Annotated in this window: 20 protein-coding genes; 12 read left to right on the top strand and 8 right to left on the bottom strand. The window is 41.8% G+C overall.

The window, feature by feature from the left end:
* Positions 1-43 precede the first annotated feature (43 nt).
* Positions 44-994: a hypothetical protein gene (locus CSV68_RS13040; protein ID WP_099662348.1), complete on the top strand. Its 951-nt coding sequence runs from the start codon at positions 44-46 to the stop codon at positions 992-994.
* A 6-nt stretch (positions 995-1,000) separates the two neighbouring features.
* On the opposite strand, the gene nhaC is transcribed toward CSV68_RS13040, so the two are convergent.
* A complete protein-coding gene (gene nhaC, locus CSV68_RS13035) occupies positions 1,001-2,380 on the bottom strand; it encodes a Na+/H+ antiporter NhaC (protein WP_099662347.1) in 1,380 nt (459 codons plus the stop codon).
* A 600-nt stretch (positions 2,381-2,980) separates the two neighbouring features.
* Between nhaC and CSV68_RS13030 the strand changes: the two genes are divergently transcribed.
* Positions 2,981-4,477: a DASS family sodium-coupled anion symporter gene (locus CSV68_RS13030; protein ID WP_233190466.1), complete on the top strand. Its 1,497-nt coding sequence runs from the start codon at positions 2,981-2,983 to the stop codon at positions 4,475-4,477.
* A gap of 107 nt (positions 4,478-4,584) precedes the next feature.
* On the opposite strand, the gene CSV68_RS13025 is transcribed toward CSV68_RS13030, so the two are convergent.
* On the bottom strand, positions 4,585-6,096 hold the full coding sequence (locus CSV68_RS13025; protein ID WP_099662346.1) for an APC family permease: 1,512 nt from the start codon (positions 6,094-6,096) through the stop codon (positions 4,585-4,587).
* 235 nt (positions 6,097-6,331) lie between these two features.
* Between CSV68_RS13025 and CSV68_RS13020 the strand changes: the two genes are divergently transcribed.
* Genes CSV68_RS13020 through CSV68_RS13010 form a run of 3 tightly spaced genes read left to right on the top strand, consistent with a single transcriptional unit; the run spans position 6,332 to position 8,593 of the window.
* Positions 6,332-7,153 (top strand): amino acid ABC transporter substrate-binding protein, encoded by an 822-nt coding sequence (locus CSV68_RS13020; protein ID WP_099634950.1) that lies wholly within the window; start codon positions 6,332-6,334, stop codon positions 7,151-7,153.
* The gene (locus CSV68_RS13015) at positions 7,143-7,859 is read left to right on the top strand and encodes an amino acid ABC transporter permease (protein WP_099662345.1); all 717 of its coding nucleotides are present in this window, start codon (positions 7,143-7,145) and stop codon (positions 7,857-7,859) included. The genes CSV68_RS13020 and CSV68_RS13015 overlap by 11 nt, the downstream gene beginning before the upstream one ends.
* Positions 7,856-8,593 carry an amino acid ABC transporter ATP-binding protein gene (locus CSV68_RS13010; protein WP_099634948.1) on the top strand — a complete coding sequence of 246 codons (738 nt, stop codon included), beginning with the start codon at positions 7,856-7,858 and terminating at the stop codon, positions 8,591-8,593. Before CSV68_RS13015 ends, CSV68_RS13010 begins: the two co-directional genes overlap by 4 nt.
* Before the next feature lie 224 nt (positions 8,594-8,817).
* Here the strand turns inward: CSV68_RS13010 and CSV68_RS13005 are convergent, their stop codons facing one another.
* Entirely contained in the window at positions 8,818-9,132 is a 315-nt protein-coding gene (locus CSV68_RS13005) for an MGMT family protein (RefSeq protein ID WP_099634947.1), read from the bottom strand.
* Positions 9,133-9,255: 123 nt separating this feature from the next.
* On the opposite strand from CSV68_RS13005, the gene kynU reads away from it, so the two are divergent.
* The 4 genes from kynU (at position 9,256) to CSV68_RS12985 (ending at position 13,671) form a co-directional block, all read left to right on the top strand.
* Positions 9,256-10,527 carry a kynureninase gene (gene kynU / locus CSV68_RS13000; protein ID WP_099662344.1) on the top strand — a complete coding sequence of 424 codons (1,272 nt, stop codon included), beginning with the start codon at positions 9,256-9,258 and terminating at the stop codon, positions 10,525-10,527.
* Positions 10,524-11,156: an arylformamidase gene (kynB, locus tag CSV68_RS12995; RefSeq protein WP_099634945.1), complete on the top strand. Its 633-nt coding sequence runs from the start codon at positions 10,524-10,526 to the stop codon at positions 11,154-11,156. The genes kynU and kynB overlap by 4 nt, the downstream gene beginning before the upstream one ends.
* Positions 11,153-11,971: a tryptophan 2,3-dioxygenase gene (gene kynA / locus CSV68_RS12990; RefSeq protein ID WP_099634944.1), complete on the top strand. Its 819-nt coding sequence runs from the start codon at positions 11,153-11,155 to the stop codon at positions 11,969-11,971. The genes kynB and kynA overlap by 4 nt, the downstream gene beginning before the upstream one ends.
* Positions 11,972-12,039: 68 nt before the next feature.
* A complete protein-coding gene (locus CSV68_RS12985) occupies positions 12,040-13,671 on the top strand; it encodes an S-layer homology domain-containing protein (RefSeq protein WP_099662343.1) in 1,632 nt (543 codons plus the stop codon).
* A gap of 102 nt (positions 13,672-13,773) precedes the next feature.
* Here the strand turns inward: CSV68_RS12985 and CSV68_RS12980 are convergent, their stop codons facing one another.
* Positions 13,774-15,006, bottom strand: a complete 1,233-nt coding sequence (locus tag CSV68_RS12980; protein WP_233190465.1) for a dicarboxylate/amino acid:cation symporter — start codon at positions 15,004-15,006, stop codon at positions 13,774-13,776.
* Between the two features lie 185 nt (positions 15,007-15,191).
* On the opposite strand from CSV68_RS12980, the gene CSV68_RS12975 reads away from it, so the two are divergent.
* Both CSV68_RS12975 and CSV68_RS12970 read left to right on the top strand, forming a co-directional pair.
* Positions 15,192-15,611, top strand: coding sequence for a MarR family winged helix-turn-helix transcriptional regulator (locus CSV68_RS12975; RefSeq protein ID WP_158233045.1), 420 nt, complete (start codon positions 15,192-15,194; stop codon positions 15,609-15,611).
* 12 nt (positions 15,612-15,623) lie between these two features.
* Positions 15,624-16,811, top strand: a complete 1,188-nt coding sequence (locus CSV68_RS12970; protein ID WP_099662342.1) for an MFS transporter — start codon at positions 15,624-15,626, stop codon at positions 16,809-16,811.
* Between the two features lie 44 nt (positions 16,812-16,855).
* Here the strand turns inward: CSV68_RS12970 and CSV68_RS12965 are convergent, their stop codons facing one another.
* From CSV68_RS12965 to CSV68_RS12955, 3 genes are all read right to left on the bottom strand, one after another.
* Entirely contained in the window at positions 16,856-17,800 is a 945-nt protein-coding gene (locus CSV68_RS12965) for a GGDEF domain-containing protein (protein ID WP_099634940.1), read from the bottom strand.
* Positions 17,801-17,803: 3 nt separating this feature from the next.
* Positions 17,804-18,616, bottom strand: coding sequence for an alpha/beta fold hydrolase (locus CSV68_RS12960; protein WP_099634939.1), 813 nt, complete (start codon positions 18,614-18,616; stop codon positions 17,804-17,806).
* A 127-nt stretch (positions 18,617-18,743) separates the two neighbouring features.
* Positions 18,744-19,934 (bottom strand): coenzyme F420-0:L-glutamate ligase, encoded by a 1,191-nt coding sequence (locus tag CSV68_RS12955; RefSeq protein WP_099634938.1) that lies wholly within the window; start codon positions 19,932-19,934, stop codon positions 18,744-18,746.
* A 112-nt stretch (positions 19,935-20,046) separates the two neighbouring features.
* Between CSV68_RS12955 and CSV68_RS12950 the strand changes: the two genes are divergently transcribed.
* Positions 20,047-20,931: a LysR family transcriptional regulator gene (locus tag CSV68_RS12950; RefSeq protein WP_099634937.1), complete on the top strand. Its 885-nt coding sequence runs from the start codon at positions 20,047-20,049 to the stop codon at positions 20,929-20,931.
* Positions 20,932-21,100: 169 nt separating this feature from the next.
* Here CSV68_RS12950 and CSV68_RS12945 read toward each other — a convergent pair whose 3' ends face one another.
* A complete protein-coding gene (locus CSV68_RS12945) occupies positions 21,101-23,158 on the bottom strand; it encodes a catalase (RefSeq protein ID WP_099634936.1) in 2,058 nt (685 codons plus the stop codon).
* Positions 23,159-23,195: the final 37 nt, after the last annotated feature.

Raw genomic sequence — 23,195 nt, 5'->3', positions numbered from 1 at the left:
CTTATTTGATACATCTTCGTATATGAAGAAAGGAGTGATTAACATGCGGCAAGATATTCAGAAACGACAAAATAGTCTACAGGAAAAACGAGTGAATCAGCGACGTTTAATGAAACGTTTAGAGCAGACGAGCGAAAAGCTACTCACTATGAAACAAAAACGTGATCAACTTCACCGTCAGTTGACGAAAGAACAGCAGGATGTTGTGAAGCTTGGCAAGTTTTCATTTGCGAACAAAATCAGTGAGTGGACGGGTAGATGGGATGAAAAGGTGAAAAAGGAGATGGAAGAAGCCGCAGAAGTTGAATTGCAATATAATGAAGCAGAAAAAAACGTACTAGATCTGACTGCAGAAGTAGATGGTTTGCGTAATGAACTGGAGAAACCGGACTATATGCATATTGCTGAGGATTGGGAATACTTCTTGAAGGAAAAAGAGTCATGGATTCGTTTAAATGATTCTGTAGCCAATCAAACGCTCCAGAAGATTTCGGACGATCGTGTACGTGTCTATTCTATGTTGCGTGAAATAGGAGAAGCGTTCGAAGCGGGGGAGAAGGCGGAATACGCGTTGGCAGGTGCAATGAAGAAGTTGGATTCAGCAGAAGGGATTTCGATGTGGGATACATTTTTAGGAGGAGGCATGTTTGTTTCCGCATTAAAGTATTCCGAAATCAATAGTTCAGATGATCATGTTCATCAAGCACAACGAGCACTACGTCATTATGAGACGGAATTGATGGATGTGCAAGATGCTGCGACAGATTCATTCCAAGTAAATAAAAACGATATCTTTACATTCACAGATGTGTTTTTCGATAATATATTCTCTGACTGGATGGTCCACACACGAATTACAGAGGGTAAAAAGAAGCTACACGCAGTCATGCAAGACGTCCGTCGTATACAGGACCGACTTGCAAGAAAACGTGCAGCTTTAGAAGAAGAAATCCGGCGACTTGACCAGCAGCAAGATGATATTATTATGTCGTAACGTTAATTAAATGCGTGTCAGCGTCTTCCCTAAATAGCCAAAAAGCACAGTCAAAATTGGGCTTAATAAGCAGAAGAACGCAAAGGGTAAATAAGCGATTGTTGGAACATCAAGTACAGTCGTGATGAAAATCCCTGCGACACTCCATGGAACAAGGGGATTAATAACGGTCCCGGCATCTTCCATTACACGGCTCAAGTTTTTATTTGCCAGTCCAACCTTTTCGTAGCTAGATTGGAATGCTTGACCGGTTAATAAGATAGATAAATACTGTTCACCAATCAAAACGTTGATGCCGATTGCAGTAAGTGCAGACGTCAAAATAACTGACGACACTTTACGTAACGCACTTTCGATTTTCGCAAGTAAGCACTGCACGATACCTAACGTAAACAGCATGCCGCCCATACTAAGAGCGAGCAACACAAGCGAGATCGTGAACATCATGCCTTCCATTCCGTCACTGCGTGATAGTAATTCATCCACAACTGCAACGCCTGTGGATCCTTCATAACCACTAAATAAGATCCTTAATACTTCGGACGCTCCATAAAATGTATGAATATAGGCAACGATAATGGCGGACAATGCACTGACAGCCAGTGTCAAAATTGCTGGTACTTTGACGAATGTCAAAATGATCAGCACGGCTACAGGGATCAACGTATACCAATGTATTAAGTTAGTGCCGATTAGTGCATCACTGTATTTCTCGATTGTCGTAAAATCACTTGATGTTACATTGGGCGATAACACACCAAATAAGATAAGTGAGATGAAGAACGCGGGAAATGTTGTCCATCCCATATTGCGTATATGTTCAAATAAGTCTACACCGACAATTGAAGAGGCTAAGTTGGTTGTATCAGACAACGGTGACATCTTATCTCCAAAAAATGCGCCCGAGACAATCGCACCTGCCGCAATAGGCAAAGAAAGCTCTAAAATATGCGCCATACTGATGAACGCTACACCAATCGTAGCGACAGTTGTCAATGAACTACCGACAGATAAGCCGATAATAGCTGTGACGATGAACACGATGGCATAGAAGAACGTAGGCGTAATAATTTGAAGTCCTGCATAGATTAGGGTTGGAATCGTTCCACCCATCATCCAGCTACTCACGAGAACACCGATGAAGAAGAACAAGAACACCGCGCTCATACCAGAACTTGCACCTTCCACTAAACCGCGTTCCAACTCTTTGTAAGAAATTTTCTTCCATAATCCGTAGCCAAATAATAAAAGAATAGCAAATAAAATAGGTACATGTGGTACAGAATCAAATACTATAATGCTAGCACTGATCATCGCCACGATTAGCACAGTCAGTATGACCGACGCTTTAACGGTTGGCGAGTGAATCGCCTTAATTGGAAACATGCTCATGACCTCCTGTAAATGTAGAAAAACTCCTGTCATCCCCTTAAAGGACGAAGGAGTACTCCGCTCTGTCTCTTTGCTGTTGCGAATAAAACATAGAAGATATTGATTCATTATATAATAGATTGCTCTTTACTTATATAAATAGTTACCGTTTTGAATTTTATCACGTCAGAAAGATAAGTCAATAGAGGAATAGACAGATTATCTCCACGTAGAAAGGTGTGGAGCAATAGATAGTATTACAAGTATTCGGCTGTTGTTAGAAGTGATCCAACTCTGATGACAGTTTTTTAGTGAATAAAGTTCGAGTTCTGATCCAAACTTAACGATTCAGCGATAGCACGTAAGTACGTACTGAGGATTGAAAGTCATGGTGTGAATGACAATACCAAGAACGGATTTTGCAAGCAAGAGTGAAGCGTTCAGAGTATATGTAGCGTCAAATTGGTTCACTGTGTCAGACTAGAACGCAGTGTAACGGCAATCTGTCGTTTTCCTTGTACATTCTTTTTCCAACATATTTCGCGTACATAGTTATTTGTAAAATATTTAGGGTATTATTAAAATATAACTACATATAGAAAGGGATGAATGTTTGTGACAACAACACAAGAAGTAGCTCCTCAGCCAGAAAAGCAGAAACGTAATTTGAAAGGGCTATGGATACTCCTGGCTTTCGTTGCACTCATAACTATCGTTTTACTTCCTAACCCTGCTGATCTACCTGTCGTGGGACAAAGAGCTCTAGCCATCCTAGCATTCGCGGTAATCTTATGGGTGACTGAAGCCGTCCCGTATCCTGTCAGTGCGGCTATGATTCTTGGGTTAGCTGCAGTGCTTCTTGGACTCGCTCCAAATATGGAAAACCCTGAAGAACTGCTTGGAACGAAAAACGCTTTGAGAATGGCATTGGCCGGATTCTCTAGTCCTGCTGTAGCGTTGGTTGCAGCTGCATTGTTCCTTGCAACCGCCATGCAGACCACCAATCTACATAAACGATTGGCACTTTTCATTCTGTCGAAAGTTGGCGTTAAGACGGGTGCTATTATCTTTGGTTCCATCGTCGTATCGATTGTCTTGGCGTTCTTCGTACCAAGTGCAACCGCACGTGCCGGAGCGGTCGTGCCGATTTTGCTTGGTATGGTCGCTGCATTCGGATTGCCGACAAACAGTCGACTAGGAGCATTGCTCGTCATTACGGCTGTTCAATCTGTTTCGATCTGGAACGTTGGTATTAAGACCGGTGCTGCACAGAATATGGTCGCACTTGGCTTTATCGAGAAAGAGTTTGGTGTATCCGTCGCATGGAGTTCTTGGTTCTTGTATGCAGCTCCATGGTCTATTCTCATGTCGATCGCTTTATTCTTCATCATGAAACTGGTTATTAAACCGGAAACACAAGTAGTAGAAGGCGGTAAGGAATTGATTCAAGGCCAATTAAAAGAACTAGGCAAAATCAAAGCTTCCGAACTTCGCTTGATTATCGTTGCCGTTTCATTACTTTTCTTATGGGCAACGGAAGAAAAATTACACCCATTTGATACAACGACTGTCACCATTGTCGCTATTGCAATTTTACTAACACCGAAGATTGGTGTATTCGATTGGAAAACTGTCCAGCAAATGATTCCATGGGGGACAATCGTCGTCTTCGCAGTAGGTATTTCAATGGGTACACTATTACTAGATACAACAGGTGCACAGTGGCTGTCTGATAAAGTGTTCGGCGCAATGGGCTTGGATACGATGCCATTACTCGCAACCATTGCTTTGCTGTCACTGTTTAATATTTTGATTCACCTCGGGTTTGCCAGTGCGACGAGTTTGTCATCTGCACTGATCCCGATATTTATTGCATTGGCCACAACGATTTCACTTGATGTTAATGAAGTCGGATTTGTCTTGATTCAGCAGTTCGTCATCAGTTTCGGATTCTTGTTGCCTGTCAGTGCTCCACAGAACATGTTGGCATATGGAACGGGTGCTTTCTCAGTGAAGGACTTCCTGAAGACAGGTGTTCCGCTAACAATTATTGGTTACTTGCTCATCTTGCTACTCAGTGCGACTTACTGGCAGTGGATTGGACTTCTATAAGACTAGACGTAATAAAAGCAGAGACCGCAACTGTCTCTGCTTTTTACTCGAAATAAAGGACCGCCACAAGAAGTGCATTCTTGTGGCGGTCCTTTTATTTAGTACGCTTATGAACGAGTAGCTTCTGGAACGGGCAGATCGGTATCTGGTTCTACAGTCGCTGCATCCATTACTTCTGAATCGATGGATTTACCTAATACATAGTACTCGGTCTCTTCTTGCGTCAGGCTGTTGTAGCGCTTACGTATAGACAGGTAGAAGATCACACCTACGATCGCCCAGACGAGCAATAACAAGTAAGAAGGCGTTGTAAGTGCTGCTGGAGAATTTGGCACAAGTAGTAATGCCAAGAACGATCCGCTTGCCACCATACCTAGTAATGCCAAAAACTTTTTCAAAGGTGCAATTTCGCGACCTATTTCTTCTTTACCCCAAGCCAGTACTTTAAATGCTGCGAGACAAGTGAAGAAGTAGGCTACGGATACGCCTGTAGAAGACATATCAACGATCCATGTTAATGCTTGGCGACCAAACCATGGCGTAGGCAAAGTAATTAAAGCTACGAACCAGATCCCCCATTTAGGCGTTTGGTTTGCCGTCATCTCACGGAAGAAGTTCGGTAATGCCCGTGCGCGCGCCATAGAGAATAATAAACGACTCGAGGACATGAAGAATCCATTCAAACCAGTGAAGATTCCCATGACAATCGCTACTGCCATCACAGCTAATCCACCAACTCCTAATGCGGATCGGACCACATCACCAGTTACCCATAAATCACCGCTTCCAATATTAGCCGATGCGGGATATGTCCAGCTAGTTAAACCGATCATGATGGCATAGATGATGAAAGAAGTGAATAGGGAAGCAACAATTAGCATAGTTGCTTTACGGGGAGAGAAGTTGAATTCTTCCGCGGCTTGTGGGACATTATCGAATCCGACGTATGCCCATGGTGCAATGGCCAATACTACAAGTATAGAAGTAATAATCGACTGGTTACCTTTAAACAATGGTTGCAAATTGGCAAGCGGTTGCTCAGCTCCAGCGAATGTGAAGATACCAAGTACGATGACACCAGCAACAAGCAAGACGCTGAAATAAAATTGGATTTGACCTGAAATAATTGTTCCGGTCGTGTTAATAAACGCAAATGCTAAAATCAGTAAACTGGCGACAATAATTTCCGGTATGTACACGTCCCAACCTGCGACGTTATATAGAAACCCTTGTTTCATAAATCCAGGTGCTAAAAACTTCAATAATAAAGTGAGTGCAGAAGCATTCAATGCAACGATTGATATATATCCAAGTGACAAAAACCAACCGCAAATGAACGCCCATATTTTGCCTGCTGCTATAAAAGCATATGTAAATCCGCCTCCAGAAACTGGAAACTTCTTGATCATGACACCGTAACTGGAGGCGATGATCATCATCACGAGTGCACCGATTCCTAACCCGATGACTGCGCCTAATGGTCCTGAAGATTGAATCCAATCACCTGGTAAGATGAACGCTCCCCAACCAACAGATGAGCCGAGTGCGATAGCAAACACCCATGATGGTTTTAATGTTTTATTTAATTTCCTTCGTGCATTTTCAGATCCTTGATCCATGCGATCCAACCCCTAAGTTAGTAGTATAGCGATTGTATGCCCCTTCTTTAGTCATTTGAAACGTATCAGGCGCCATATTATTATTTTACTATCGTAAGACAGAAGTATTTAGTTTTGACGTTGGATTCTGTATAGTGTAATAACATATGATGCAAGCTTTACATGTTGACAGAGTCTGCACAATCTTTTATGATTCTAAACAACAAATACTTATAAGAATAGTGGGGTTTTATAGATGAAGAAAGTACTTCTACCATTTATGATCGTTTTATTGGCTGCTGTATTGGTAGCATGTGGTGGTAAAGAAGAAAGTAAGCCCAACGACTCCGCTGAAAAACCGGCAGAGCAAGACGGTCTGCTAGAAGAAGTTCTTGCAAACGGAGTGCTCAACGTAGGAACAGAAGGAACATACGCACCTTTCTCTTTTCATGATGAATCAGGAAAGCTCACAGGGTATGATGTGGAAGTTACACAAGAAGTTGCTAAACGTTTAGGCGTGGAAGCAAAGTTTTTTGAAACACAGTGGGATGCTGTTTTCGCAGGATTAGATGCGAAACGATTTGACATGATTGCTAACCAGGTTGGTGTAAATGAAGAACGCAAAGCGAAGTATGAATTCTCTCAAGCCTATACGCATTCGAACTCAGTCTTAGTCGTTCGTGAAGACGCAGATATCGCGTTTGATGGAATGGAAGGAAAGAAAGCTGCGCAAACATTGACAAGTAACTATGGAGAACTTGCAAAAGCTAATGGTGCTGAAATCATAAAAATTGATGGATTTAACCAGGGCGTTGACTTAGTCATCTCAAAACGAGTAGATGGAACGTACAATGATAAACTTTCAGCACTCGATTACTTAAAACAAAAACCTGATGCACCTATAAAAGTAGTTGAGGAAGAAGAAATCTCTGAAGACAATCAATCAGAGAGCGCCTTTTTGTTCAGACAAAATAATGAAGACTTAATAGAAGAAGTAAACAAAGCGTTGGATGCGATGCGTGAAGACGGTACATTGAAGAAGATCTCCGAAAAATGGTTCGGCGAAGATGTATCTTAATACGATTGCACTAAGTCCCGAACGGATACAGAGATTCCAAGAAATCGCATCAACATCCATCGGGCCATTGATTGAAGGGGCTATCAAGTATACGATTCCCCTAGCAATCATCGCATTTAGTATTGGATTGATCATTGCAATCTTTACTGCATTAGCGAGAATTTCATCTAATAAATTATTGCGAGCAATCGCACGGGTGTATGTATCGATCATTCGAGGAACACCTTTGCTTGTACAACTATTTATCATATTCTACGGGCTACCGACAATTGGTATTACGATTGACCCTTTCCCGTCTGCCATCATAGGATTTTCCTTGAATGTCGGTGCCTATGCCTCGGAAATCATTCGAGCGGCTATATTGTCTATTCCAAAAGGACAGTGGGAAGCAGCATATTCCATTGGTATGAATTACTCGCAAGCATTGCGGAAAATTGTTTTGCCACAAGCTGCGAGAGTTTCCGTACCACCTCTTTCAAATTCCTTTATTGGACTGGTGAAAGATACTTCGCTCGCAGCTACAATTTTAGTGGCTGAGACATTTAGACGGGCGCAAGAAATTGCCTCTATGAACTATGAGTTTTTATTCGTTTATATCATGGCAGCTCTTGTTTATTGGGTGATTTGTTTCATCTTGTCGATCATCCAAGGTAGAATTGAATTACGCCTTGATCGTGTTGTCGGTAAGTCAGGGGGATTATCATGATTTCTATACAAGGATTGAAAAAGTCTTTCGGATCGCAAGAAGTGCTGAAAAATGTAGACTTAGAAATCGAGCAAGGAAAAGTGGTCGTAATTATCGGCCCATCAGGTTCTGGTAAATCCACGTTGTTACGTTGTTTGAATGTGCTCGAAACACCAAATGGTGGCGTACTGTCTATAGACGGCCAGAAGCTAGACTTTAATTCATCAGTTTCGAAAAAAGCTATCGGGGCTTTTCGACGATTGACAGGAATGGTATTTCAGAGCTATAACCTATTTCCGCACCTGACAACAACAGGTAATGTGACGGAAGGACTCACTACAGTCAAAGGATTATCACATAAGGAAGCCGTGAAGAAGGCAGAACTGCTACTAGATAAAGTAGGACTGGCTGATCATAAGGACAAGCATCCTTTCCAACTTTCCGGCGGTCAGCAGCAGCGTGTTGCGATTGCGCGGGCACTTGCGATGGATCCGAAAGTCATGTTGTTTGATGAGCCGACTTCCGCTCTAGACCCTGAACTTGTTGGAGAAGTACTTCGAGTCATGAAGGATCTAGCACATGAAGGTATGACAATGGCTGTCGTTACACATGAAATGAGGTTCGCTAAGGAAGTGGCTGATGAAGTAATCTTTATTGATGATGGTGTCATCGTTGAACGAGGTGCACCAGCTGAGCTCTTCAATCATCCAAAGCAGGAGCGAACGAAAAAGTTTTTGAGTTTATTACAAGTATAGATAGACGAAACGCTTGGCATCTAATATGCCAAGCGTTTTTCTGTGTTGAGCTTAGTGGAAATCAGCTTATGCGCTCATAACTTCTTATAAGTGATCATAGTTCGTCCTTAACCGCTCCATGCGGCCGAGAAAGCGCTCTATCAATCGCCGAGAGCGCTCAATCGGCTTGCTGAAGTGCTCAAAGCGACGTCCTAACCGCTCATATCCCAGTAACCTACTTCCATTTAGTCGGGATGCCAGCGATACGTATCGAGTGAGACGCGGCCGTTTGCATTAAATTGAACCCCTTCGGCGATCAATCGCTCACGTTGCGTCTCGCCTTTACCTTCTGCATTTTCGGGAGTCGAAATTCCACCTTGTGCATTGATGATGCGATGCCAAGGTAATTCATATTTAGCACTCATCGAATGTAAAATACGTGAGATTTGTCGTGCGCCACGAGGGTTTCCGGCTTCTGCAGCTACTTGTCCGTATGTCATTACCCTACCCGGAGGAATTGCTTGAATAATGGCTACGGCCTGTTCAGTAAACTTTTCCATAGTGGTGAGAACCTCCTTTTTAATAAAGTCTAGCATAGAATATAGGACACGTTATGCTAGTAGTCAGAAGACATCGAATGCGAGTATGGTATTATTTATATACAGATAGAAAGGAGAATGTATATGAGCTCCACTACACTAGAGTATGCAAAAGTACTAGATCAGCAAGATTCACTTGCGCCTTACAGAGAGGAATTTTATTTACCGCTAGAGAAAATCTATATGGATGGTAATTCACTTGGGTTATTATCAAAGCGCGCAGAAAAGAAGCTATTCGAACTGTTAGACACTTGGAAAACACTTGCGATTGACGGCTGGACGGAAGGAACGCATCCGTGGTATTACATGACAGAACAAATAGGGGGAAGAATGGCACCGCTAGTCGGGGGAAAGAAGTCTGAAGTAATTGCGACCGGTTCTACTACGACAAATTTACATCAAATGATTTCCACATTTTATCGACCTTCGGGGAAACGAACGAAAATACTAGCAGATGAATTGAATTTCCCTTCAGATATTTATGCGTTACAAAGTCAGATTCGTATACAGGGGCTTGATCCCGACGAGCATCTCATTCGTGTTAAAAGTGACGATGGCCTGACGTTAGATGAAAGTCGAATCATTGGGGCAATGACAGAAGACGTCGCGCTGATTGTACTGCCATCCGTTTTATATCGCAGTGGTCAGGTGCTAGATATGCAAACGCTTACGCGAGAGGCGAGAGAAAGAGGGATCCCGATTGGATTCGATTTATCCCATTCGGTTGGATCCGTAACGCATGCACTTCATGAATGGGACGTAGATTTTGCTTTTTGGTGTACATATAAACACTTGAATGGCGGACCTGGATCTGTTGGCGGTTTATTCGTCAATGAACGACATTTCGGTAAAGAAGCAGGGCTTGCAGGATGGTTCGGCTCTGATAAGAACAAGCAATTTGATATGCATCATACGATGACACCTGCAACAGATGCAGGTGCATACCAAATCGGAACACCGCATATATTGAGCCTGGCTCCGCTACTCGGTTCACTCGAAATGTTTGAGGAAATCGGAATGGAGGAAATTCGTCAGAAGTCATTGGAACTCACAAGCTTTATGTTGAGTTGCATAGAGAATGAACTAGGTGAGTATTCGTTTGGTATTGGGAACCCACTAGACGATTCACGTGGGGGTCACTTATTACTACAGCACAAGGAAGCCGCAAGAATATGTCAAGCATTGAAAGCACAAGGTGTCGTGCCAGACTTTCGTGCGCCTGACGGTATTCGATTAGCGCCTGTTGCATTGTATAATTCATTCGAAGACGTCTGGCAAACGATACAAGTCCTCAAAAATATAATGCAAGAAGATATATACAAACAATTTCCGAATGAACGCGGGGTGGTGGCATGACGAATCAGTGGATCGATATTACACAACCATTGAATCAACGTATTGCGGAATGGCCAGGAGACACACCGTTTAGCTATGAAGTAGCCATTTCGAAAGAGCAGTCTGGTTCGGTCAACATTGGTAAATTAACGATGAGTACGCATATCGGCACGCATACGGATGCTCCTTTTCATTATGATGATAATGGATTGAAAATCTTGGAGTTGCCGGTGGATTTGTATATAGGCAAAGCTTGTTTGGTAGACGTGACAGGGGTTAGTTGTGTGACACGCGCGGATTTGGAGCCATTTGACTTCGACGGTGCAGAACGACTTTTATTGAAAACGGGAAGCCACCCTACACCCACGAAATTTCCTGAGAACTTCACTGTCATCGGGGAGGATGTCGGACCTTTATTGAAAGAACGGGGTGTACGTCTAATCGGTGTAGATACGCCATCTGTTGATTCGGAGACTAGTAAAGATTTACTAGGTCATCATTCGTTATATCGCAATGATGTGATCATCATCGAGAATCTAGTATTGCATTCGTTGGAAGAAGGAAATTATGAGTTGATTGCATTGCCTTTAGCATTGGAAGATGCGGATGGAAGTCCTGTCCGTGCAGTCGTCAGGAGGTTGCAGTCATGAAGGAAAAGGGGATTCACATCGATTTTCGTGAATCGATGACGTACGGAGAGTATTTACATTTAGATCAGGTGCTATCGAGCCAAGAGCGTCTGTCCGGACATCATGACGAAATGCTGTTCATCATTATCCATCAAGTAAATGAATTGTGGATGAAGCTGATTTTACATGAGTTAGAGACAGCAATCGAATCGATTCAACAAGATGAGTTGCCGGAAGCGTTCAAAATGCTAGCTCGTGTCTCAAAAGTTCAGACTCAGATAATTCAAGCGTGGGATGTTTTGGCTACGTTGACGCCTGCCGAGTATATGGAGTTTCGCGACAGTTTAGGGAAGGCCTCCGGATTTCAATCCTATCAAAACCGTTTGATTGAGTTTGCCTTAGGTTATAAGCAACCACAAATCATTAAAATCTATGAAAAGGATTCCGAGCTATCAGAACGACTGGCGAAAGCGTATGAGGCACCGGGAATTTATGATGTGGCGATCCAAGCTTTGGCACGTGCAGGCTTTGCTATCAATAAGGACTTACTAGTACGCGATTTTTCAATTACTTATGAGGGAGATCCGAGTGTAGCAGCTGCATGGCTTGAAGTGTACCGTGATGTAGATCGTTATTGGGATTTATATCAATTGGCAGAAAAGTTAGTGGATATTGAAGACAGCCATCAGCAATGGCGTTTTAGGCATATGAAAACAGTCGAGCGCATTATCGGCTTTAAGCAAGGCACAGGCGGATCTTCGGGTGTTCACTATCTGAAATCTGTGCTTGATCATCGCTTCTTTCCAGAACTATGGGACGTCCGTACTAAAATTTGACAGACTGGCAAGCTAGCAATTATGATTAAATTTACAATAATCCGAAAAATGGAAAGGTGGTATGTATAATGACCAAAAAGTCGATTAGCTATGTTTTGATGGCATTTGTCTTAGTTTTGCAAATTGCTGTTATGCCGTTACAAGCATCTGCTGCGGATACTGAAAAAGCACCTACGTGGATTACTCCTATTAATTACTTAGCGCTAGGGGATTCATTAGCAGCAGGTGTTACACCAAATAACGAACTGGGTAAAGGCTATACAGACTTTTTAGCGGAGGAACTGGCTAAAAGTGAAGTGTTACAGGCAAGCAATAAAGGGTTTTCGTACCCGGGCTATAAGACAGACGATGTCTTGAAGGATTTTGAGATGGACGTCACGAAGCCGATTGTAGGAATCGGACATTCCGACAAAACAGCTACTCTTCACCAATCTGTGAAAGAAGCACATCTCATTACGTTAACAATTGGTGCAAATGACGTGTTGCCGAAGTTTACATTTGATGACAAAGGTACGCCGCAATTCAACTCGGAAGAATTACAGGCAGCTATTATGAAAGTCGGGATGAACACGCAAAAAATATTGGCTAAAATCTATCAACTGAACCCGAGTGCACAAGTATATATAATGGGCTATTACAATCCATTCCCTTACTTGAGTCCACAAAATCAACCATTAGTAAATCAGCTTGTCGTAATGTTAAACGATGCGATTAAAAAAGGTATGACAGGCACTACAGCGCAGTTTGTAGACACATCGAAGGAAATCGCTGAAGATCCTTATACGTACCTGCCTAATCCTGAAAATATTCATTTAAGTCAAGCGGGCTATAAAGTAGTCATGGAGGCTTTTCACAAATCATTGATGGAGAACTATTCATGGTTTGCTAAAGATACACTTACTGTCACGGCTAAAGATGAGACGACGGTAGAACTAAATTGGAAACCTGTCATTGATACGGGTATGATCTCGACGTATCAAATCTTTAATGAGGATAAAATGGTGGGCGAAGTATTGTCACCTGTATTATCTTATGAAATTACAGATCTCGAGCCAAATAAAGAGTATCACTTCTCTGTTCAAGCTGTTAATCAGAACGGCAAAAAGAGTATGCAGAACTTAACTACTAATTACACAATAGATAAAGGACCAACAGTGATGTTTACAGATATTACAGATCACTGGGCTAAAGATGTAATTGAAATGGCGGCAATGAAAGGTATCGTTAGTGGCTATTCAGATCATACTTTCCGACCGGAAAAATCACTGACACGTGCACAAGCTACATCAATCATCGTCCGTGCGTTGGATTTAGAGCCTAAAAGCACAAAATGGACTTTTACTGATTTAGCAGACTATGCGGACAGCACCAAGACGGATATACAAGCGGCTTATGATCATGGTTTAGTAAGTGGAGTAAATGGTCACTTCATGCCAAACAAGCCCATTACTCGTGCACAGTTAGCATTAGTGCTTAGCCGAGCGTATGAAGTAGCAACTGGAAAGCCCTTCACACCAACAGTAGCTGCACCATTTACGGATATTAAGAAGTTCTCAAAAGACACGCAGTGGGCAATAGCAGGCCTTTACCAATTGAATATCGCAACAGGGGATAATGGGCAATTCATGCCAAACCATTCCACGACGCGAGCGCATGCAGCAAAGATGATCGTGAATTCAATGGAGGCTATTGCACAATAATAAAGTAAACACTAAAAGGCAAGCCTCACATTGAGGTTTGCCTTTTAGTGTTTGTTCAGTTTCAGGAATAGCCACTAGTCGAACTTCGATCAAGAGTGCGATTTATGCAAATTTCTTACGTGGTGTTTTCTTATCCACCACAGCGGCACCGACGATATCCCCCATGACATTGGAAGCGGTACCCGCCATACCAATCAATGCATCAACTCCAGCAATCAGGGCGACGATCTCGAGCGGTAATCCGAACATAGTAAGTACTGCAGATAGCGTAACCAATCCGGCAGCAGGAACGCCAGCCGTTCCAATAGAAAGCAAAGTTCCAATTGCGATGATGACGATAAAATCTACAGCAGATAAGTTCAAGTTCGTAATATTCGCTGCGAAGACGAGAGAAATACCCATGCGCAATGCACCACCGTCGGAATTAAAGACTGCGCCTAGTGGTAAAGCGAAGTTCGCTGTATTCTCGGAGACACCCGCTTTTTTAGCAGATTCAATCGCAATTGGCAACGTCGCAATACTGCTAGAAGTGAAGAATGCCGTTGTGTAGGCATCTTTCGTATTACGATAAAAAGGCAATACTGGATTTCCGAAAAGTTTTAGGAACCCGCTGTAGACAAACAACCAGAGAATCAAAACGCCAAGATAGAAAACGCCGACGAATGATAGCAATCCAAGTAATGTTTCCCATCCTTGCTCACCAAATGCGGTAGCACTGATCGCGAAAACACCAATTGGAGCATATAACAATACACCTTCAAGAATTTTATAGAACATCGTATTTAGTGCGTTAAAGAAATGATCAAGAACATCGCCCATTTCAACGAGTTTCGTATCTTTGGAAAACTTCATAGAAGACATGGCCATACCAATGATGACTGCTACGAATAAAATGGCCATCAGATCTCCAGACGTAAAAGCTTCGAAGATGTTCTTTGGCACAATTTGCAATAGGATTTCTGAAAATCCAGGTGCATGTGGAGGCTCTACTACTGCGTCAGTTGGTAAAGTTAAGTTTTTACCTGGTTTGATCCACATCGCCAAAGAAAGTCCGATTAATACAGCGGCGGCTGTAGTTGCCGTATAATAGAGAATTAATTTACCGCCCATTTTCCCTAGTTGGGCTAAATTCATTTGATTAACAGCTAATACAACCGTCAGGAAGATGACAGGAATAGCAATCAAGCTGAGTAAATTTAATAACAATGTTCCGAATGGTTTCAGGAAAGTCGTGTATTCGTGAAAAAATATTCCGAGCAATGTGCCCGCAATAAATCCAATTGTGATTTTGACGACAAAAGGTACGTTCTTATACTTATTCCAAATGGGTATCACTCTCCTGTTCGTTACTTATTCCCTCAGTTAGTGAATTACGGTGCGAGAATATTATTTTATCATATCATATCCGTATAAATTGGTTGCGTTAAGTATCTTGATATTGCTTTACTTTCGATTAGAAAAGATTTAATATAAAATTAATGGTTAGCCAGACTAACTAAATGTATAAGAGGTGTAAATTTATGAAGCAATCACAACAGTTTTTTGCAGAATACGTTCAACTCTATCGTCCATTGTTGAATCGATTAAATAATTTACTGGCTCCGTATCAATTATTTCACTCACAATGGGGAATACTGAAGCTATTACGGATAGACGGTGAAATGACATCAGCAGAAATTGCTATACGTAGGCAAGTGGAAAAGCCAAGTGTCACTAAAATTGTCCAGCGTCTATTGGAAATGGGTTTAGTAAGCATTCGTCCGGGAACAGATCGTAGGGAAAAATGGATTGGTCTGACAGAACAAGGACAAGTTACAGTAGCAAATATTATGGCTGATTTGGAAGTGTTTTATGAGGATTTACTTAAAGGGGCAAGTGAAGAAGATCTTGAAGCAGGAATTCGCATATTACAATTAGCAAATAAGAATCTTCATAAATGAGAGAGTGGTTAAATGGATAATAAAAAAATATGGACAAAGGACTTTATTGTTACATCAATTATTAACTTCTTTTTAATGTTAGTTATGTATTTACTTATAGTTACGATAGCGCCATATTCGGTAAAAGAGTATGGTATATCAACAAGTGTTGCAGGTCTTGTATCGGGTATTTTCATCATTGGAACATTAATTGCCCGCCTTGCCATAGGTGGGTTAATAGAAAAAATCGGAAGCCGAAATATTCTATTGATAGGATTGTCAGTCACTGTATTGGCATCTTTCTTTTATTTTGGTGCAGTAAACTTACCGTTATTGATGGCGAACCGATTTTTTCATGGAATTGGGCTTGGTATTTCTTCTACCGCAACAGGTACGATGGTAGCGCAAATGCTTCCACCTTCACGTAGAGGTGAAGGGATTGGGTATTTTAGTTTAAGTACAGTTCTTGCTACAGCAGTGGGACCTTTTTTAGGCATATTCTTAAGTCAGCATTATCATTTCAACATACTCTTTATGTTTTGTCTGACAATCAGTATAAGTTGTGCGGCTATGTTCTTTTTTGTTAAGAAAAAACCTGCTGTCATGCCTAAAAAGAATGAGACGACAGCGAAGAAATTTGGAGTTCGCGGATTATTGGAAGTGCAAGCATTACCGATCGCGTTCGTGACGTTGTTAGCTGCTATTGCTTATTCTGGTGTGCTTTCATTCATTTCGTTCTATGCCGAGGAAATCGACTTAGTCAGTGCAGCTAGTTTCTTCTTTTTAGTATACGCCATTGCTGTACTGCTATCGAGACCCTATACCGGTAAGTTATTGGATGTAAAGGGTAACAAGTTTGTTGTCTATCCTTCGTTATTATTATTTGCAGGTGGTTTGTTATTATTAAGCGGGGCAAATGCAGGTTGGATGCTACTTCTAGCAGGTGGCATTCTTGGGCTTGGGTTTGGTAACTTCCAATCATGTGCACAAGCTATTGCTTTACAAGGTGTGAAACCTGAGCGTTTAGGTGTGGCTACGTCAACGTTCTTCATTTTCTTAGACTTTGGTTTTGGCTTTGGTCCGTATGTACTCGGATTACTTATACCGATTATTGGCTATCAGCAACTGTATTTGGTTCTCATGGTAATAGTGCTGATTGCACTCGGCTTTTTCATGTTATTCAGTCGGACGCGCCAACGTCCTATAATTGAACAAAATTAATAAACTATACAAAAGACACTACCATTTCAGTATGGAGTGTCTTTTTATATATGTGTTAAACAATTTCTGCCGTTACGTTTTGAAGTATACTGGGCTTCGTCGGCTCTGCCGTAAATATGCCTTGATTGGTCGCCTTCTTGGAAACTTGTGATTCCCATACTGACGGTTATCGCGATGCTATTCCATTCGGAGTTCTCTATATGGCATCGAAGTTCTTCTGCCCTCACACAGTTCTTTTGATGATCTGGATCATCAAATAGTACTGCAAACTCTTCTCCGCCAACCCGAGCAACCATGTCAGGGGAATAAATTTTGTGCTCCAATTTACGTGCTAATTCCCTCAGTACATCATCTCCTACCTGATGACCATATGTATCATTGACTGTTTTGAAATGATCAATATCAAACAGTAATAAAGAGAATGAACGTGTCTTAAAGAGTGTTGCACGATCAATCGCAGCATCTAGACTTCTTCGGAATACACGACGATTATAAAGACCTGTCAATTCATCAAGAGTAGCTAGTTCCTGAAGTTCTCCATTCAATGCCAGAAGTTGCTGTTGCTTGTATTCCACTTCCTCAAGCAATCCAAGTAATTTATTGTACGCTTCATCTGTCTGTTGTTGAATCTGCTCTGCTTCTTTTTTTGATTTCAATAACTGATTCTCATATTCATCTCGTACTTTAATTTGGACAACAATCCCTTCATACAATCCATTACGTTTACTGACATTCATTAGTACAGGGAGGGGTCGTTTATCTACTTTAAAGTTCAAATACATTTCCCGTATTTCATGGTGCACAGAAATGGACGGCACAAAGTAGGTTTGGAAATAGATTTTAGATGGGACTGTTAGCACGTCATGCATATGTCGCGGCATTTTGTCTAGGCGTAATACGTCTCGCATCGTCTTATTCATTTCAACAAACTCCCAGTCACTTGTTAAGACGAAATATCCGCAAGGCAATAAGTCCAACCGCTCGTCCATAATTTATACGCTCCTATCCTCTTCGATAAAACGCTTAATCTCTTCCATTGTTTCTTGAGGATGACTGATGTGTGGATTATGTCCTTTTGCCTCCATGATGACTAGTTCACTATCCGGAATGTGTTTTCGAATATAATGACCCACTTCGAGCGGTACAATAGAGTCTTCAGTTGGTTGTAAAATAAGCGTTCTTGTTAGAACCTTAGATAATTCCTCACGAACATCTGACATGAATGTTGCTTCTGCAAAGCGACGCGCGATGCGAGGGTCATTCGTACATAGCATAGACTCGAACTCTTCAGATAGATGTGGGCGATCTTCATTTTTCATCGCAATGGGTGCTAAGTATTTAGTGAACTCTTTATAGTTCATCTCCATCATATCGAGTAATTCATCAATATCTTCACGTTCAAATCCACCATGGTAATCGATTTCATTCAAATAATGAGGTGATGGACCGATCATGATAAGCTTTTGCATCAAGTCAGGTCTTTGGATGGAAGCGAGCACACCAATCATTCCACTTACTGAGTGACCCACGTAGATAATATCTTTTAGTTCTAGTGCATCGCATACCTCGATCACATCTTGTGCGTAGCCAGGTAATGCTGCATAGCGCTCTGCTGTATATGCCGTTTTATCACTTTGGCCAGAGCCCACATAATCAAACGTCACAACCCGATAGTGTTTTTCAAATGCAGGAACGACATGATTCCATACCGTTTGATCACAGCCAAAACCATGTGCAAAGACTATGGTTTGTTCACCCGATCCTGTTATATGTACAGCATTTCTTCTATTAATATCTAGCTTCATAAACTTCATTCCCTTCTTCTAAACTTCACGTAAATTATTACCATTGTAGCATAGAAAAAAGATTCGTTTATTATATTTAGACGGTAAAATAAAAAACACCCGTGAGTATTCTCACAGGTGTAACTTCTTAGTTTGTAAAGTTATCAAAGTATCCTTGAATGAAGACAATAGGTGTACCTTTGTCTCCGCTACCTGAAGTTAGATCGGATAACGAACCGATTAAATCCGTTAGCTTGCGAGGAGTTGTCCCTTGGGAAGCCATGGAGCCCATTAAATTAGTATCTTTATTCTCAATGAAGTCTGACACAGCTTTCTTTAACTCTTCTCCGCGTAATTCAGAGAAGTCATTATCAGCTAAGTACTTCAGTTTCACTTCATTTGGTATACCGTCAAGTCCATCGGTATAGGCAGGAGATACGACTGGATCGGCCAGTTCCCAAATCTTGCCTACAGGATCTTTGAACGCGCCATCTCCGTAGATCATTACTTCGATATGTTTGCCTGTTTCTTTTTTTAACATATCCTGAATAGTATCTACTATAGGCTGACAGCTATGAGGAAACAGTTTAATGCTATCTTCTTGAGCTTTGTTTGCACCAAGTAAGCCGAATTCTTCGTTATAGCCACTGCCATTAATAGAAGTAGCTAAGATATCATCCAAACCGTAAATCTTTTCGGCACCGTTTGCTTCCAAAATACGCTTAGTTCTGAAGCGTGTATGGATATCGCAAGTCAATACAGTTTTTGTGTAATCTAAAATCGTTCTCGCATTATTGGAGAAAATGACTTCATGTTCTACACCGAACTCGTCCATCAATGATTTATAGTATTCAATATAGTCAACGCCTGTGAATGGGTGTTTGTTATCACCGAAGTGCTCGCGGAACTCAGCTTCAGTCAATACGTCAGTCCAAGGGTTAACTCCCTTTTCATCTAGACGATCTAGTTCAACTAAGTGGTTACCGACTTCATCGGAAGGGTAGCTAAGCATTAAAACGATTTTCTTTGCACCTTTTGCGACACCGCGTAAGCAGTTTCCAAAACGGTTACGGCTAAGAATAGGGAAAATGACACCAACAGTATCATCACCGAATTTCGCTTCGATATCTTTTGCGATATCATCGATTGTTGCATAATTTCCTTGTGCACGTGCTACGATCGACTCCGTAATGGATACGATATCTTTATCTTGAAACGTAATATTTTCTTTTTCAGAAGCTTCTAATACACTATCCACTACGATTTGCTCAATATTGTCACCTTCATTGATAATCGGGCAACGTAATCCTCTAACAACCGTTCCTACAACTCTTCCCAAAACAATCGCTCCTTAGTGAAACTCAATTTGATCACTCTTCTTTGTATTATAACGTTCATTTATGGTATAAGTAAAATTAATATACTTAATAGGTGGTATAAGGAGAGGTTATATGTCAATTAACTTAGAGTGGTATAAAGTCTTCCGTACCGTCGTTCATAAAGAAAGCTTTTCGAAAGCCGCTCGAAGTTTATTTATGACACAACCAGCTGTCAGTCAAATCATATCGCAGCTAGAAGGAGCATTGGATACACGTCTGTTCAATCGTACATCCAAAGGGGTGACATTGACCGATGAAGGCTCCTTGTTATACGAGTATGTCAATTCGGCATTAAATTTAATCGATGCGGGCAATGAAAAGTTGCAGGAGTTGAAGAATCTATCTTCAGGTGAATTAAAAATAGGGGTAGGGGACACGATTTCCCGTTATTATCTGCTACCTTATTTGGAAGCTTTCCATACGAGTTTTCCGGGTATTCGATTCAAAATAATTAATGGCACAACTTTAGAGCTAATTGCTGCGCTAAAATCAGGCGAAGTGGATATTGCCATTTGCAACTTTCCGATTGAAGATGATTCTCTAGAGAAGCGTGCATGTTTTGACGTGCAAGACACGTTTGTATACGGAGAACGGTTCCGAAAACTTTTCTTAAAACCTGTGCCTCTGCAGGAGCTTTCAAGATTACCGTTAATTCTGTTGGAGTCTAAATCCAATTCGCGCCAATATGTAGAAGGCTTTCTGTTAAAGGAAGGTGTAAAGATTTATCCTGAATTTGAATTGGGATCACATGAGCTGTTGCTGGAATTTGCACAAATTAATTTGGGCATTGCGTGTGTGGTAAAAGAGTTTTCGGAAGAGTATTTGGAACGTGGCATGCTTCAGGAAGTAGAATTTCTACAGCCCATACCGAAGCGTAGCATCGGCGTGTGCTATCTAAAAGGAGTGTCGCTATCACCAGCGGCTTCAAAGTTTATTGGGATATTGGAGAGGAACTAGATAGGCTGGCAGTGGTGTTGGGGTGGGATTTTGTAATGCATAGATGTGTTCCCAACGCGTACTCACTAATTTACTATTTATGAACACACGTTTATTAATCATTAACTTATAACTATCCATAAAAAGGCTTTCGCAAGAAGTGAATCTTCTTGCGAAAGCCTTCGTTTGATTATGCATAAATATTACGATCCCAGAAACGGTGGTGTGCAACAGCCTCAACCCATTGCTCGCCTTCGCCTGAAACCGTCAAGTCCTTCAAAATACCAGGACCTGGTTTTACCTTCGACTTGTCCATCAACTCTTTTGCCGCTGGAGCAGAGCCGATTGGCTTGAAATGCATATACGCTTCATTAACGAAATCAGCGACATCTGCATCGAACTTCTGTTGTTGCTTCGCTTTTCCGCCCACAACATACAACGCATCGTAAAGAACCGAATGTACTGTCAGTAGCGTTTCGTCGACATCGACTGTCGCTCCGTTTTTTCCGGTCAGCTTGCCGAACTTCTCGCTCACAATATCAACCGTCATACCCGCGTCCAGTGAAGCCTTCAAAAATGGCTCAAGCGCTTCATCGTCAAATTGGTCTGCAATTAATACGGCTACTGTACGCGTATCAGGCACTTTCGCCATGTTTTCCTGACTAAGGGCTGGGGATGACTTGGATTCGGTGGACTGCGTAACATCTGTTGGTGCATCCACACCGACCGCGTCTGCAACTTGAGTCGCCATATCCATATCAACATTAGCAAACATATCTACCGCTTGTTTTCTCACATTCATATCATTCACTTTCCCAATTTCAAAGCTGAACGCTGCGATGATATGCTCTTTTTCCGCGTCGGACATACTATTCCAGAATAGACGGGCCTGTGAGAAATGATCTTTAAAGGAATCACTTCGGGCTTGTATTTTGCGACCTTCTACCTTCTCTTGGTAATGTACATAACCGCCATCTTCCTCGGAACTCGTGTCCGGTTTATTATTGGATAATGAATTGTTATGATAGTGAGTCTGTCCGACGTTGATCGTTTGTCTGCCATATCCGTCACGTTGGTTATTGTGGAATGGACAGACCGGTCGGTTGATAGGTAACTCATGGAAGTTAGGTCCGCCTAGACGGATCAACTGCGTATCTGTATAAGAGAACAGTCTTCCTTGTAGCAATGGATCATTCGAGAAATCAATTCCAGGTACTACGCTACCCGGGTGGAATGCTACTTGCTCCATTTCAGCAAATACATTGTCTACGTTGCGGTTTAAAGTCATTTTCCCAATGATCTTTACCGGAATATCTTCTTCAGGCCATAGCTTAGTAGGGTCTAGAATGTCAAAATCAAATTTGAATTCATCTTTTTCCTCTAGCAATTGTACGCCAAGTTCAAATTCCACGAAGTTTCCATTTTCAATTGATTCCCATAAATCACGACGATGGAAATCAGGATCTTTTCCGTTAATCTTCTGCGCTTCATCCCAAACTAATGAGTGGGCACCGAGTTTTGGTTTCCAATGGAATTTCACAAAGTGCGCTTCACCTTGATCGTTTACAAAGCGATACGTGTGAACACCAAAACCTTCCATCATTCGGAAACTCCGAGGAATGGCGCGGTCGGACATTTGCCACATGACCATATGTGCAGATTCTTGGTTGTTCGCAACAAAATCCCAAAATGTATCATGTGCTGAAGCGGCTTGCGGCATTTCATTATGAGGCTCAGGCTTCACAGCATGTACTAAGTCAGGAAATTTAATAGCGTCTTGAATAAAGAATACCGGTATATTATTTCCGACTAGATCGTAGTTTCCTTCTTGTGTATAAAACTTTACAGCAAAACCTCGCGCGTCACGTACGGTTTCAGCGGAACCTTTACTCCCTGCTACACTAGAGAATCTAGTGAATACAGGCGTTTTGATACCTGGCTCCTGTAAGAAACCTGCTTTCGTATATTTCTTCATGGACTCGTACACTTCGAATTCACCATGCGCTGCAAATCCTCGTGCGTGAACTACCCGCTCCGGAATCCGTTCGTGGTCAAAATGCGTCATTTTCTCTCGGAAATGGAAATCCTCCATCAACGTCGGACCACGCGTCCCTGCTTTTAGGGAGTGTTCATCTTCTGAAATCTTTAAACCTTGATTCGTTGTCATAGCGTGTTCGCCATCATATGCGCGAAACGTCTCCAATTGTTTGTTTTTACTTTCTTCATTTACTTGGTGATCTTTCTTCACATAAAATCCTCCCATCGTAAAATAGTAGTCTGCCTTT

The organism is Sporosarcina sp. P29, from assembly GCF_002743265.1.
Classification (GTDB): Bacteria; Bacillota; Bacilli; order Bacillales_A; family Planococcaceae; genus Sporosarcina.
Note: the sequence above shows the minus strand (reverse complement) of the source record. Positions and strands in the feature narration are given on the sequence as shown.

What these genes read in the sequence shown, in the direction of transcription:
- CSV68_RS12970 (WP_099662342.1), top strand. Translation starts at nt 15,624, where the DNA reads ATGGATAATAAAAAAATATGGACAAAGGACTTTATTGTTACATCAATT.
- kynA (WP_099634944.1), top strand. Translation starts at nt 11,153, where the DNA reads ATGAAGGAAAAGGGGATTCACATCGATTTTCGTGAATCGATGACGTAC.
- kynU (WP_099662344.1), top strand. Translation starts at nt 9,256, where the DNA reads ATGAGCTCCACTACACTAGAGTATGCAAAAGTACTAGATCAGCAAGAT.
- CSV68_RS13040 (WP_099662348.1), top strand. Translation starts at nt 44, where the DNA reads ATGCGGCAAGATATTCAGAAACGACAAAATAGTCTACAGGAAAAACGA.
- CSV68_RS12965 (WP_099634940.1), bottom strand. Translation starts at nt 17,800, where the DNA reads ATGGACGAGCGGTTGGACTTATTGCCTTGCGGATATTTCGTCTTAACA.
- CSV68_RS13010 (WP_099634948.1), top strand. Translation starts at nt 7,856, where the DNA reads ATGATTTCTATACAAGGATTGAAAAAGTCTTTCGGATCGCAAGAAGTG.
- CSV68_RS13015 (WP_099662345.1), top strand. Translation starts at nt 7,143, where the DNA reads ATGTATCTTAATACGATTGCACTAAGTCCCGAACGGATACAGAGATTC.
- CSV68_RS12975 (WP_158233045.1), top strand. Translation starts at nt 15,192, where the DNA reads ATGAAGCAATCACAACAGTTTTTTGCAGAATACGTTCAACTCTATCGT.
- CSV68_RS12985 (WP_099662343.1), top strand. Translation starts at nt 12,040, where the DNA reads ATGACCAAAAAGTCGATTAGCTATGTTTTGATGGCATTTGTCTTAGTT.
- CSV68_RS12950 (WP_099634937.1), top strand. Translation starts at nt 20,047, where the DNA reads ATGTCAATTAACTTAGAGTGGTATAAAGTCTTCCGTACCGTCGTTCAT.
- kynB (WP_099634945.1), top strand. Translation starts at nt 10,524, where the DNA reads ATGACGAATCAGTGGATCGATATTACACAACCATTGAATCAACGTATT.
- CSV68_RS13025 (WP_099662346.1), bottom strand. Translation starts at nt 6,096, where the DNA reads ATGGATCAAGGATCTGAAAATGCACGAAGGAAATTAAATAAAACATTA.
- CSV68_RS12960 (WP_099634939.1), bottom strand. Translation starts at nt 18,616, where the DNA reads ATGAAGCTAGATATTAATAGAAGAAATGCTGTACATATAACAGGATCG.
- CSV68_RS13005 (WP_099634947.1), bottom strand. Translation starts at nt 9,132, where the DNA reads ATGGAAAAGTTTACTGAACAGGCCGTAGCCATTATTCAAGCAATTCCT.
- CSV68_RS13020 (WP_099634950.1), top strand. Translation starts at nt 6,332, where the DNA reads ATGAAGAAAGTACTTCTACCATTTATGATCGTTTTATTGGCTGCTGTA.
- nhaC (WP_099662347.1), bottom strand. Translation starts at nt 2,380, where the DNA reads ATGTTTCCAATTAAGGCGATTCACTCGCCAACCGTTAAAGCGTCGGTC.